The organism is Saccharothrix ecbatanensis (genome assembly GCF_014205015.1).
GTDB classification, from domain to species: Bacteria; Actinomycetota; Actinomycetes; order Mycobacteriales; family Pseudonocardiaceae; genus Actinosynnema; species Actinosynnema ecbatanense.
This window is the reverse complement of the sequence record NZ_JACHMO010000001.1, coordinates 1,860,782-1,873,513: the sequence shown is the minus strand read 5'-3', so window position 1 is coordinate 1,873,513 and position 12,732 is coordinate 1,860,782. Positions and strand designations below refer to the sequence as shown.

Genomic DNA, 12,732 nt, shown 5'->3' with positions numbered 1-12,732 from the left:
CAGACTCCCGCCTCCACTCCTCGACCGACCTGGACCAAGGGCAGTGTGCCACCAAGTTGTTTTCGTTCACAAGTGAAGTTCGCCCAACCCAAACCGAGTTAGGCCGAATAGCCCATCCGCACCGAAGGGTGTTCCCAAATGCCACGTCAGGTGGCCTGAGTGGTCGAACTCCAGAGCGTCAAGATCAGCCGGTAGCTAAAGTTAGCGATAACATATTTAGCATTCCTTCCCCCTTGACCGCACACGCCACCGCGTGCGGCTGCCGGTGGCGCGACGTGACCGATTGTCCGAACGTGTCCGCCGACGCGGGCTAACGGTGTGGTGCGCCGGACCGATCCAGGAGTCGGCCCGAGGGGATCACCGTGACCACGACCGTCAGCCCGCGCAGCACCGCCGGACCGCTGCGCTACCTACCGCTTCTCGTGCCGGGACTGCTGTTCCTGATCGCACTGGCCATCGCGCCGGTCTCGCCGGCACGGGCCACCGACGGCCTGTACAAGATCACCACCACGCAGTTCTCGATCAGTCACCACGACATCGACTGCGTGAAGGACGCCAAGCTGGTCGCCACCTGCACCACCCCCGTCGACGGGAAGGCGCTCAGCGTCCGGCTGGACACCTCGCCCGTCATGGAGTTGACGTGCACCGCGACGTACGACGCGCGGGACATCGCGTGCACCCGCAGTTTCGACTACGGCCCCGGCTCGCACCGGGTGCACCTGGAGTCGCTGGTCGTCTCGGAACCCACCGCCGAGGACATCCGCGGTGAATACCCGTGGTGGTCGTGGCTCTTCGACGGCCCGTGGCTCCTGTTCGCGCTGGGCCTGATCGCGGCCATGACGATCACCGCGGGTGTGCTGACGTGGATCTGGTCCCGCGAGCCCCGACCGGCTGCGAGGCACCGGACGGTGCGGACCCTCGTGACCTTCGTCGTGTACTGGACGTTCTTCCTACCGGTCACACTGGTCGTCGCACCGTGGGAATGGGAGAGGTTGGGGATGTCCTTCTACGCCCTGCTCATCCCGCACTCGGTGTTGTTGCCGGCTGTTCTCGCGCTCGTGTGGCAACTCGTGGTCAGCAGAAAGCTCACCGGGGAGACCGGCCAACGGATCGGCCTCACCGCGGCCGGCGTCCTGACAACGCTCGTGTGCAGCCCGATGCTGATCCTGATGCTCTCCCTCACGTCCGGCATGCCCGACTAGAGCCCGATCGTCTGCGGGGCGGCGACGTCCACGCAGGCCGGTCACGGCGATAAGCCCACTCATCCTTGACGTCGAGTGGCCCTGCTGCTCTGATGTACTACCGAGGTCGACCGTCCACATCCGGTCTACAGCAAGGCAAACAGCCATGCCTTGACGGCCCGTCGCTCGACACGCGTCCGGGTTGACCAGCTCAGGTTGAGTAGTACAGATCCTTCGCCTCGCGTAACAGCGCACAGCACCCCTCGCACGCGTCCGGCAGCGGCGACCACAGCGTGCGCGCCGAACACGCCCGTCCGGAATCGAGCGAAAGGGAAAAGAGACGGTGAAATCAGCCACTATCGCCGCAAGATCGTTGGTAGCCCTTGCGGTGTTCGTGTCCGCTGCGCTGCTGCCGACCTTCGCAGACCACACCCAGGCCTCGGCCGCCACCCAGGCAACGTACTACGTGGCCCCCGACGGCAACGACGCCAACGCCGGCACAATCACGGCGCCGTTCAAGACCATGCAGCGAGCGCGGGACGTCGTCCGCACGGTGAACACGAACATGTCCGGCGACATCTACGTCTACCTTCGCGGCGGGAACTACCCGGTAAGCAACACCACGGAGTTCACGTCGAGCGACTCGGGCACGAACGGGTACCGGGTCACCTACGCCGCGTACCAGAACGAGAAGCCGGTACTGAACGCCGGTGTCCAGGTAACCGGCTGGACGCAGCACGGCGGCAACGTCTGGAAGGCCCCGCTCAACCGCGGCAACAAGCTGCGGGCGCTCTACGTCAATGACAAACGGGCGTTCATGGCCACCAAGACGATGAACTCGCAGGGGTGTTACGGCACGTACAACATCAACGCGGGACAGGCACCCTGGGCGTGGGAATCGGGCTCGCAGTGCGACGGGGCCAAGTACAACGCGGGCGACCTGCCTGCCATCGCCGGCAACCACGACGACATCGAAATCGAGACGGCGACGACCTGGACCACGGCCATCGTCGGAGTGCGCCAGGTCATCACGGCCGGCGACGGCGCCCGCGTGGCGCTGTTCCAGCAACCCGGCGCGGCCATCGCCCAAGGCGCGTTCAACGGCAACTCCCAGATCAACGGCAGCCACAAGTTCATGAACGCGTACGAGTTCCTGGACTCGCCCGGCGAGTTCTACTTCGACAAGACCGGCAAGACGTTGTACTACTACAAAGCCAACTCCGAAGACATGACGACGGCGACGGTCTACGCGCCGAACAACGTGTCCACCGTGCTCCGGGTCGCCGGCACGTCCACAAGCGCCCACGTACGGAACATCACGTTCTCCGGCCTCACCGTGCAGCACTCCGACTGGAACCTGTTCACCGTGGCCGGCTCCGCGTTCAAGCAGGCCCAGCAGGGCAACCTCGGCAACACCGCGTACGCGAAGGGGAACTTCCACGTCTACCACTACCGCAACGTCGACGTCGCGCCGGGCGTGATCCAGATCGAGAACGCCGACGGAATCCTCTTGCAGCGCAACAGGATCCAGCACACCGGCGCCGACGGGATCAACATGGTCAATGACGTGCAGAACACGCAGTTGATCGGAAACCACACGAACGACATCGCGGGCTCCGCCATCACCGTGGGCCATCCCCAGCACGTCTACATCGGAGACCACACGGCGAGCAATCGCGAGAAGTACTCCGCCCAGGTCGAAGGGCTGCCCAAGAACATCGAGATCAAGAACAACTTCATCTACGACAGCGCCGTGTTGTTCAACGGGCACAGTCCGATCTCGGCGTACTTCGCCGACACCCTCACGGTGCAGCACAACCGGATCGAGAAGAGCCCGTGGTCGGGCATAACGCTCGGCTGGGGGTGGTGGAACTTCGACGGGTCGTCAGGCTCGATCGTGCCGAACCGGCCGACCACCACGGCGAAGAACAACAACATCAGCCACAACCACATCATCGACACGGTGCAGCGGCTCAGCGATACGGCCCCCATCTACACGCTGGGCAGCCAGCCGGGGACCACGATCACCGACAACTACCTCCAAGGCGTCCCGTCCGGCCACAAGTACGGACTCCACCCGGACGAAGGCTCGGCGTTCATCACCTTCCGCGACAACATCCTGAGCGTGGACCCGAACATCACCTGGCTCATCAATTCCGACGACTTCGGACGCAAGCACGACCTGAGCATCACGCAGACGTACGGACCGGTCAACAAGGTCTCCCAGAAGTCGCTGCCGAACAGCACCATCGAGGACATCCGCGCCTATCCCGACTACGTCTGGCCGGCGGCGGCGCACAGCATCGCCGTGAACTCCGGCCTTGAGGACGCATACCGGGACATCGTCCCCCAGGGCAACCTCTCCCTGCCGGACCACGTCCTGCCGGCCAGCACGTTCACCAGCGGGTCCTCGGTCCCGATCCGCAGCGCCGGCGATGCGACCAAGACGGTCTGGCTGGCCCCCTCGGGCACGACCAACTTCGTCGTCGGCCCCACGATGACCAAAGCGGCCGGCACCGCGACGACCGTTGCCGTGCCGACGTCACCGGGCAGCTACCGGCTCTACGTCGTGGACGCGCAGGGGAATCGGTCGCCCGAGTCGAAATCGATCGTTCGGCAGCAGTCCGGTGGTCAGCAGGGCGCCACGATCGTGGGAAGCCAGTCCGGCCGGTGCCTCGACATCGGCGGCACGACGAACGGCACCCAGGCCCAACTCTGGGACTGCCACGGCGGCGCTAACCAGCGCTTCACCCACACCGCGGGCAAGCAGTTGCAGGTGAACGGCAACAAGTGTCTGGACGCCAACAACCAGGGCACCGGCAACGGCACCACGGTGGTGATCTGGGACTGCCACGGTGGCACCAACCAGCAGTGGAACGTCAACTCCAACGGCACGATCACCGGGGTGCAGTCCGGGTTGTGCCTCGACGCCTACGGCGCCGGGACCGCGAACGGAACCAAGATCATCCTCTGGGCCTGCGGCAGCGGCGCGAACCAGCGATGGAGCCTGCGCAGCTGACCGACGGGCTGTTGCAGTCGCTTGGCGCGCGCTAGACGCCGGCCGACGAGCCTTCGACCGGGATGGTTTCCAACACCGACTCCGCGATCGACGACGCCGGCTGCCGGTACGCCTCGGCCAGTGTGCGGAAGACCTGTTCGGCGCGGATCGCCGGCCAGTCGCGGGGCAGGTGTTCGGCGGGCAGCCGGGGGTCCTGCCGGACGAGTTGGAGCCATTCGGTGTGCAGCAGCAGTTGCCTGGCCAGGTCGTCCGGGGCGCCGGGCAGCGGGTGGTCGCGGTCCCAACGTCGCAGGAACGCGCGGTAGCGCTCGGCGATCGCGGGCACGTCGAACGCCGCGTGGACGATCTGGTCGGCCTCGGTCGGCTTGGCCGTCCGCGCGGTGAACACCTTGAGGTGCTCGTTCAGGTCCAGGTCGTGCACCAGGTCGGTCACGTCCACCACGCCGGGCGCGACCCACAGCGCGTTCTGGAGTGGGCCGAACCCTCCCCAGACGAGGCGTGAGCGCAGGTCGTGCCGCAGGCTGCGCCACGACTCGGGCAGCGAGAACCCCACCATCGTCCAGGTGCCGTCCCAGTCGTTGTTGACCGCGCCGCTGCGCCAGACCCGGTGTTCGCCGTCTTCGAGAACGGCCGCGGACCGTGCGGTCAGGCCGAAGTACATCCGCCGGCCGTCCCGATGCCGCGCCAAGAGGTCCCGCTTGACCATGCGGGTCAGCGTCGAGCGCACCGCTTCCTCGGACACCCCGACCCGGGCGAACACGTCGATGACGCTGCCGGAGAACACCGCCACGCCTCGGTTCAGCACGTGGACGCCCAGGAAGCTGAGCATCAGCGACTGGGGTCTGACCTGCGCGTCCTGAGTCGGCGGATCGCCCTGCGGGATCACCGGGCGAGCGTAACCCGTGCCGTCCATGACCTCTCCTTCACCCGATCCTCCACACAACATTAGGCAGAATCTTGACGCCCGACACGTAGAAGCCTAACTTCAAGAGGTCGGTTCGAGCCCGGATCGGCGGGAGGGATCTCACGATGAAGCTGGCGGGCAAGGTCGCGGTGGTAACCGGTGGCGGACGGGGACTCGGGTTCGCCTACGCCACCGCGCTGGCGAACGCGGGCGCCTCGGTGGTGGTCAACGACGCCGACGAGCAGGCGGCGAAAGGCGCCGTCGAAGCCATCGCGGAGGCGGGCGGCACCGCGGTCGCGGAGGTCGGCGCGGTGGGTCCGAGCGAGGTGGCCGACCGCCTGGTCGGGCGTGCAGTCGAGGAGTTCGGTCGGCTGGACGTGCTGGTGACCAACGCGGGTGTCCTGCGCGACCGGGTGCTGTGGAAGATGACCGACGACGACTTCGACACGGTCATCGACGTGCACCTGCGCGGCACGTTCACCTGCGTCCGGGCCGCTGTGCGGCGGATGCGCGAACAGGGTGACGGCGGCAGCGTCGTCGTCGTCGGCTCACCAGCGGGACAACGTGGCAACTTCGGGCAGACCAACTACTCAGCGGCCAAGGCGGGCATCGTCGGCATGGTGCGCACCTGGGCGATGGAGTGCGCCAAGGCGGGCATCGCGGTCAACGCCGTCATCCCGGTCGCGGCCACCGCGATGACCAAGACCATCCCGGCGTTCGCGCCCTTCGTCGAAGCGGCGGAACTGCGGGGCGAGCCCTTCCCGGCGTGGCTGCGCAAGGGCGAGGGGTTCGGCACGCCGGAAGACGTCGCCGGGCTGCTGGTCTTCCTGGCCTCCGACGCGGCCCGGGGGATCACCGGCCAGGCCATCGGCATCGGCGGCGACAAGCTCTCGCTGTGGTCGCACCCGGAAGAAGTCAGCACGGCCTACAGCGACGGCGGCTGGGACGCGGACGCCATCGCGGCGGCGTGGGCCACGTCGGTGGGACGACGACCCGAGACCTACGGCATTCCCGCGCCCGACGCTCCGACCGCGTGAGGAGAGCCCGACCATGACCACTTCCCTGGACATCCACGAACTGGTGGCCATCGACGTCCACACCCACGCCGAGGTCTCCGCCGAAGGCCATCCCTCCCTGCCGCACGATCTGCTTGCCGCGTCGGAGAAGTACTTCAAGGCGCACGACCACCGTCAGCCCACGATCCCGGAAATGGCGGCGTACTACCGCGAACGGCGGATGGCCGCCGTGGTGTTCACCGTCGACGCCGAGCACGCCACCGGGCACCCACCCATCGGCAACGAAGAGGTCGCACAGGGGTGCGCGGAACACCCCGACACGCTTATCCCGTTCGCCAGTGTCGATCCCTGGCGCGGCCGGGCCGGTGCACGGACCGCGCGGCGGCTGGTGGAGGAGCACGGGGTCCGCGGCTTCAAGTTCCACCCGAGCCTCCAGGGGTTCGCGCCCAACGACCGCGTCGCCTACCCGCTCTACGAGGTGATCGAGGAACTCGGTGTGCCCGCGCTGTTCCACACCGGACAGACAGGGATCGGCGCGGGAGTGGCGGGCGGTGGCGGCATCCGGCTGAAATACGCCAACCCGATGCTGGTCGACGACGTCGCCGTGGACTTCCCGGAGCTGCGGATCATCCTGGCTCACCCGTCGTTCCCGTGGCAGGACGAGGCGCTCGCGGTGGCCACGCACAAGCCGCACGTCCACATCGACCTGTCGGGCTGGTCACCGAAGTACTTTCCGCCCCAGCTCGTCCGCTACGCGAACTCCTTGTTGCAGGACAAGGTGCTGTTCGGCTCCGACTACCCCGTCATCACCCCTGACCGGTGGCTCGCGGACTTCGCGGAGTTGGACATCAAGCCCGAGGTCCGGCCGAAGATCCTCAAGGACAACGCCGCCCGCCTGCTGGGCCTGGTCAAGGACTGACGGGGTCGTCATGCTCAACCAGGGCATCGGCTCGTGGACCGCGCGGCGGGTCCGCAAGACGCCGGAGAAGGTGGCGGTGGTCCACGAAGGTCGTGGATCGACCTATCGGCAACTGCACGAGCGGGTGCTCCGGCTGGCACACGGCCTGCGGCGGGTCGGCGTGGGCCGGGGCGACCGGGTCGCCTACCTGGGGCCGAACCACCCCGCCTTCCTGGAGACGTTGTTCGCGGCCGGCGCGCTCGGCGCGGTGTTCGTGCCGCTGAACATGCGGCTGGCGCCGGCGGAGGTGGCGCACATCCTGACCGACTCCGGCGCCGACGTGCTGGTGTACGGCCCGGAGCAGGCTTCCCTCGTCCAGGCGGTCCGCGGCGACGTGGGGCCGCTGCGGGTCATCGCGCTCGCCCATCCCGCCGCGGGCGAATCCTCGTACGAGGAGGTGATCGCGTCGTCCCCGGCCGATCCGATCGACGAACCGGTCACGCTCGACGACCTCTGCCTGATCATGTACACCTCGGGCACGACCGGGCGGCCCAAGGGCGCGATGCTGACCCACGGCAACATCACCTGGAACACCGTCAACGTGCTGGTAGACGTCGACCTGGCCAGTGACGAGGTGACGCTGGTCGTCGCGCCGCTGTTCCACACCGCAGGGCTGAACATGACCTGCCTGCCCACGCTCATCAAGGGCGGCACGGTCGTCCTCATGTCCGCTTTCGACGCCGCCGAGGTGCTCGAACAGATCGAGACCCACCGCGTCACGTACATGTTCGGCGTTCCCACCATGTACAACGCGATCGCGGCCTGCCCGCGTTGGGAGGAGGCGGACCTGTCCAGCCTGCGGCAGGTCAACTGCGGCGGCGCGCCCGTGCCGGAGTCGACCATCCGCACCTACCAGCGGCGCGGCCTGTCCTTCAGCCAGGGCTACGGCATGACCGAGACCTCCCCCGGCACCCTGTACCTGACCAAGGAGATGAACGAGGTCAAGGCGGGAACCGCCGGTGTGCCGCACTTCTTCACCGACGTGCGCGTGGTCGGGCCGGGCCTGATCGACGTCGCGCCCGGAGAGAAGGGCGAGATCGTGATCAGCGGGCCCAACGTGATGCGCGGTTACTGGCAGCGCCCCGCGGACACGGCGGGGGCGTTCGGCCCTGACGGGTGGTTCCACTCCGGCGACATCGCCACGCCGGACGAAGACGGCTACATCGCCGTGGTCGACCGGCTCAAGGACGTGATCATCTCGGGCGGGGAGAACATCTACCCGGCGGAGGTCGAAAGCGTCCTCCACCAGCACCCCGCGATCGCCGAGTGCACCGTGATAGGCGTCCCCGACCCCCGGTGGGGCGAGGTGGGCCGGGCGGTCGTCACCGTCAACCCCGGTGCGGAGGCGACCGGCGAGCAGGACGTCCTGGCGTTCCTGCGTGACCGGCTGGCCGGCTACAAGATCCCGAAATCCGTGGTGTTCGTGGACGAACTGCCGCAGAGCGCCACCGGAAAGCTGCTGAAGAAACTCGTGCGCGCCCGTTACGGCACGAGCTGACTCCCATTCGCACAGTCCACAGGAGACATACCGCATGGTGATCACCGCACAGGGCATCGACGGACTGAAAGCGCTCGCCGCCACCGATATCGGCCACACCGAGTGGCTGGAGATCACGCAGGACCGGGTGGACCTCTTCGCCGAAGCCACCAACGACTACCAGTGGATCCACGTGGACCCCGCCAAGGCGGCCGATGGGCCGTTCGGCGGCACGATCGCGCACGGCTACCTCACGCTGTCGCTGATCATCCCGCTGTTCACCGAGCTGCTGACGATCAATGGCATGGCCATGGGCGTCAACTACGGACTCAACAAGGTCCGGTTCCCCTCGCCTGTGCGGGTCGGCGCGAAGATCCGACTGCACGGCGCTGTCTCCAGTGTCACCGACGTCAAGGGCGACGGCGTGGAAATGCTGATCGACTTCACGATCGAGGTCGACGGCAGCGACAAGCCCGCCTGCGTCGCACAAGTGGTGCTCCGCCACTACACCTGAGGTCCGCGCCGCGGACCGACACCACACCCGCCCTCGCAGCGGAGGTATCCATGGCAACGACGCCGGCCCGTTCCGACCAGGACTCCAGTGGAAGCCAGTCCATCGGCAGAATCGCGGGCACGAGTTTCATCGGTACGACAATCGAGTGGTACGACTTCTTCATCTACGCCAACGCCGCCGCGTTGGTCTTCGGCACCCAGTTCTTCCCGTCCCTGTCGCCCCTCGCCGCGTCGTTGGCCTCGCTGTCCACCTTCGCGGTCGGTTTCCTGGCCCGGCCGCTCGGCAGCGTCGTCATGGGGCACTACGGCGACCGGGTCGGCCGCAAGTCGATGTTGGTCACGTCACTGCTGATCATGGGTGTGGCGACGGTGCTCATCGGCCTGCTGCCGACCTACGCCCAGATCGGGGCGTGGGCGCCCATCCTGTTGGCGGCGCTGAGGTTCATGCAGGGTCTCGGGGTGGGTGGCGAGTGGGGCGGCGCCGTTCTCGTCGCGGTGGAGCACGCGCCGCAATCCCGCCGGGGCTTCTACGGCAGCTTCCCCCAGATGGGCGTGCCCGCCGGGATCATCCTGTCGAACCTGGTGTTCCTCACGATGAGTTCGGCGCTCAGCCCCGCGCAGTTCGCTTCGTGGGGCTGGCGGGTTCCGTTCCTGCTCAGCGCGGTCCTGATCGGGGTCGGCCTGTACATCCGGCTGCGGCTGGAGGAGTCGCCGCTGTTCCTGGCGACCAAGAAGGCGCGAACGGACTCGCGGATGCCGGTGGTGGAACTCCTGCGCGACCACTGGCGGCGCGTCGTGCTGGCGGGTCTGGCGTTCATGGCCGCGAACACCATCGGCTACATCACCCTGGTTTACGTCCTGTCCTACACCACCGGCCCGTTGCAGATGCCGCGGAGCACGGTGCTGCTTCTCGTGCTGCTCGCCAGCGTCGTGCAGTTGGTGGCGACGCCGATGCTGTCCGGGTTGTCCGACCGGCTCGGCCGCCGCAAGGTCTTCCTGGTCGGCGCCGCCCTGTCCGCGCTCTGGTCGTTGCCGCTGTTCATGCTGCTCGACACCCGCAGTCCGGCGGCGGTGCTGGTCGGCCTGGTGGTGGCGGTGACCTTCCTGTCCGCGATGTACGGCCCGCAGGCGGCCATCGCCGCCGAGTTGTTCCCGACGCGGGTGCGCTACAGCGGCGCGTCGCTCGCGTACCAGCTCAGTGCGATCTTCGGCGGTGGGTTCGCGCCGTTGATCGCGACTTCGCTGTACGCCAAGACGGGCACGTCGGTGTCGACCGCCCTGTACGTCGCCGCGATCTGCCTGATCAGCCTCGTCGCGATCGCGTTCGTTCCGGAGACCCACCGGACCGGACTCGTGGATCCGACTCCCCCGACCCTGCCATCGCAGGAGGTTGCGACATCATGACGTTCGCGCGTAACCAGTGGTACGTGGCGGCCTATGGCCGCGAGATCGAGCACGAGCTGTTCGCCAGGACGATCCTGGGCGAGCCGCTGGTGTTCTACCGCAGTGAGGCGGGCGAGGTGGTGGCGCTGGCCGACCGGTGCGTGCACCGGCGTTACCCGCTGTCGGAAAGCAGGCTGGTAGGCGACACGATCGTCTGCGGTTACCACGGCTTCGCCTATGACAAGGCCGGCACCTGCGTGGCCGTGCCGGGGCAGGCGCGGATTCCACGCACCGCGCGAGTGCCGTCCTATCCGGTGGTGGAGCAGGACTCGTTCGTCTGGGTGTGGATCGGCGAGCGCGACCGGGCCGACCAGGCGCTGATCCCCCGGGCGCCCTGGCTCGCCGATCCCGCCTACACCACGGTGTGCGGCATGGAGCCGTTGGCGGCGCGGTACGAGCTGCTGGTGGACAACCTGATGGACCTGTCGCACGAGACCTACCTGCACGGCGGGTACATCGGCACGCCCGAGGTGGCGAACACGCCGATCACCACCGAGGTGGACGAGGACAACCGGATCATCTACGTCAGCCGGCACATGGCCGACGCCGCGTGCCCGCCGTTCTACGCCAAGTCCACCGGGATCGAAGGCCGGATCACGCGCTGGCAGGACATCGAGTACCACCCGCCGTGCCTGTACCTGTTGCACAGCCGGGTCGCGCCGGTCGGCGTGCTGCCCGAGGCGGACGGCTCGGACCCGCACGGCTTCCACGTCGAGGTCGTGTACGCCATCACACCGGAGACCGAGCACAGCACGCACGACTTCTGGGCGGTGGCGAGGGACTTCGCGCTGGACGACCGAGGAGTGTCGGACTTCCTGCGTGACAGCAACCGCACGGTGGTGCTCCAGGACGTCACCGCGCTGGACGTCCTGGAACGCGTGATCCAGGCCGAGCCGCGGGGCTATCGGGAACTGTCGATCAACATCGACACCGGCGGGCTCGCGGCGCGGCGGATCCTCAAACGCATGGTGGCCGAAGCCGACGAACCCGCGAAGGCGCCCGCGACATGAGTGACCGGGCAGCGATGTCGCGCGGCGGTACGGTCTACCGCATCCACTGGACGCCGGGTGCCGACCTGCTGGTGGGCGTGTGCCATTGTGGGGCCGAGCACGACTCGGAAGATCCGGTGGACCTGTGGGACTGGCTGCTGGCCCACCCGGAGGGCCACGGACCGCCGACGGCCGTGTCGCCACCGACGGCCGACCGGCACCCGGTCGGCGCCCATCCCTGAACAGGAGTCCCCATGGCGGTGTCCGCCGAGCCAAGCGCCCAAGTGGAGCTGGACGTTCTGCTGGAGCGCAAGGAGGTCGTCGCCGACGGCGTGGTGCGGCTGACGCTGCGCCATCCGCACGGCGAACCGCTGCCCGCCTGGGAACCCGGCGCCCACGTCGACCTCGTGCTGGGGCCGGACCTCGTCCGCCAGTACTCGCTGTGCGGCGACCCGGCGGACCGCTCGGTGCTCCAGGTGGCGGTGCTGCACGAGCCTGCCGGCCGTGGAGGTTCGCAGCACGTTCACTCGACGTTCACCGAGGGCTGCACGGTGCGCATTCGCGGGCCACGCAACCAGTTCCCGCTGGTGCCGGCGGAACGCTACCTGTTCATCGCGGGTGGCATCGGCATCACGCCGATCCTGCCCATGATCAGGGCGGTCGCGGCTCGTGGCGCGTCGTGGCAGTTGCTGTACGGAGGGCGGACGCGGTCGTCCATGGCCTTCGCCGGGGAACTGCACGACCGGTACGGCGACCGGGTGGTCGTGCGGCCACAGGACGAGACCGGGCTGCTGGACCTGGACTCGTTCCTGGTGGCGGACGCCGAGATCTACTGCTGCGGGCCGGAGCCGCTCATCGCCGCCGTCGAGCAGCGCTCCCCCGCTCGTCTGCACGTCGAGCGCTTCACGGCCAAGGCCGTCGACGGCGAGCGCACGTCGTTCGAGGTCGAATTGGCGCAGTCGGGCCGGACGCTGGTCGTGCCGGAGGACAAGTCGATCCTTCACACGGTGGAGGAAGCCGGTATCACCGTGATGTCCTCGTGCCAAGAGGGGGTCTGCGGCACGTGCGAGACGGGTGTGCTGGAGGGCGTGCCGGACCATCGGGACTTCGTGCTCGGCGACGAGGAGCAGGCCGCTTGCGACGTGATGATGATCTGCGTGTCGCGGTCGCGCGGCCCACGACTCGTCCTCGACCTGTGACCCGCCTCTAGGTTATCCCCGGGTGAACGGCGG

At 67.8% G+C, this 12,732-nt stretch carries 11 protein-coding genes; 10 read left to right on the top strand and 1 reads right to left on the bottom strand.

From position 1 onward, the window contains the following. The first annotated feature begins 362 nt into the window (after positions 1-362). Positions 363-1,202: a hypothetical protein gene (locus tag F4560_RS08230; RefSeq protein ID WP_184918288.1), complete on the top strand. Its 840-nt coding sequence runs from the start codon at positions 363-365 to the stop codon at positions 1,200-1,202. A 373-nt stretch (positions 1,203-1,575) separates the two neighbouring features. Next, complete coding sequence (locus tag F4560_RS44240) at positions 1,576-4,200, top strand: ricin-type beta-trefoil lectin domain protein (RefSeq protein WP_312868817.1); 2,625 nt, start codon at positions 1,576-1,578, stop codon at positions 4,198-4,200. A 31-nt stretch (positions 4,201-4,231) separates the two neighbouring features. Here the strand turns inward: F4560_RS44240 and F4560_RS08220 are convergent, their stop codons facing one another. Further along, entirely contained in the window at positions 4,232-5,113 is an 882-nt protein-coding gene (locus F4560_RS08220) for a PaaX family transcriptional regulator (protein WP_246477757.1), read from the bottom strand. Positions 5,114-5,229: 116 nt separating this feature from the next. Between F4560_RS08220 and F4560_RS08215 the strand changes: the two genes are divergently transcribed. Genes F4560_RS08215 through F4560_RS08180 form a run of 8 tightly spaced genes read left to right on the top strand, consistent with a single transcriptional unit; the run spans position 5,230 to position 12,699 of the window. Further along, on the top strand, positions 5,230-6,141 hold the full coding sequence (locus F4560_RS08215; protein WP_184918284.1) for an SDR family NAD(P)-dependent oxidoreductase: 912 nt from the start codon (positions 5,230-5,232) through the stop codon (positions 6,139-6,141). Positions 6,142-6,154: 13 nt separating this feature from the next. Beyond that, complete coding sequence (locus F4560_RS08210; RefSeq protein ID WP_184918282.1) at positions 6,155-7,039, top strand: amidohydrolase family protein; 885 nt, start codon at positions 6,155-6,157, stop codon at positions 7,037-7,039. Positions 7,040-7,049: 10 nt separating this feature from the next. Continuing rightward, on the top strand, positions 7,050-8,576 hold the full coding sequence (locus tag F4560_RS08205; protein WP_184918280.1) for an acyl-CoA synthetase: 1,527 nt from the start codon (positions 7,050-7,052) through the stop codon (positions 8,574-8,576). Positions 8,577-8,610: 34 nt separating this feature from the next. Further along, on the top strand, positions 8,611-9,069 hold the full coding sequence (locus F4560_RS08200) for a MaoC family dehydratase (protein ID WP_184918278.1): 459 nt from the start codon (positions 8,611-8,613) through the stop codon (positions 9,067-9,069). A gap of 50 nt (positions 9,070-9,119) precedes the next feature. Next, positions 9,120-10,472 (top strand): MFS transporter, encoded by a 1,353-nt coding sequence (locus F4560_RS08195; protein ID WP_184918276.1) that lies wholly within the window; start codon positions 9,120-9,122, stop codon positions 10,470-10,472. Continuing rightward, a complete protein-coding gene (locus F4560_RS08190; RefSeq protein WP_184918274.1) occupies positions 10,469-11,521 on the top strand; it encodes an aromatic ring-hydroxylating dioxygenase subunit alpha in 1,053 nt (350 codons plus the stop codon). The genes F4560_RS08195 and F4560_RS08190 overlap by 4 nt, the downstream gene beginning before the upstream one ends. Beyond that, positions 11,518-11,742, top strand: coding sequence for a hypothetical protein (locus F4560_RS08185; protein ID WP_184918272.1), 225 nt, complete (start codon positions 11,518-11,520; stop codon positions 11,740-11,742). Before F4560_RS08190 ends, F4560_RS08185 begins: the two co-directional genes overlap by 4 nt. 12 nt (positions 11,743-11,754) lie before the next feature. Then, on the top strand, positions 11,755-12,699 hold the full coding sequence (locus tag F4560_RS08180) for a PDR/VanB family oxidoreductase (RefSeq protein ID WP_184918270.1): 945 nt from the start codon (positions 11,755-11,757) through the stop codon (positions 12,697-12,699). Positions 12,700-12,732: the final 33 nt, after the last annotated feature.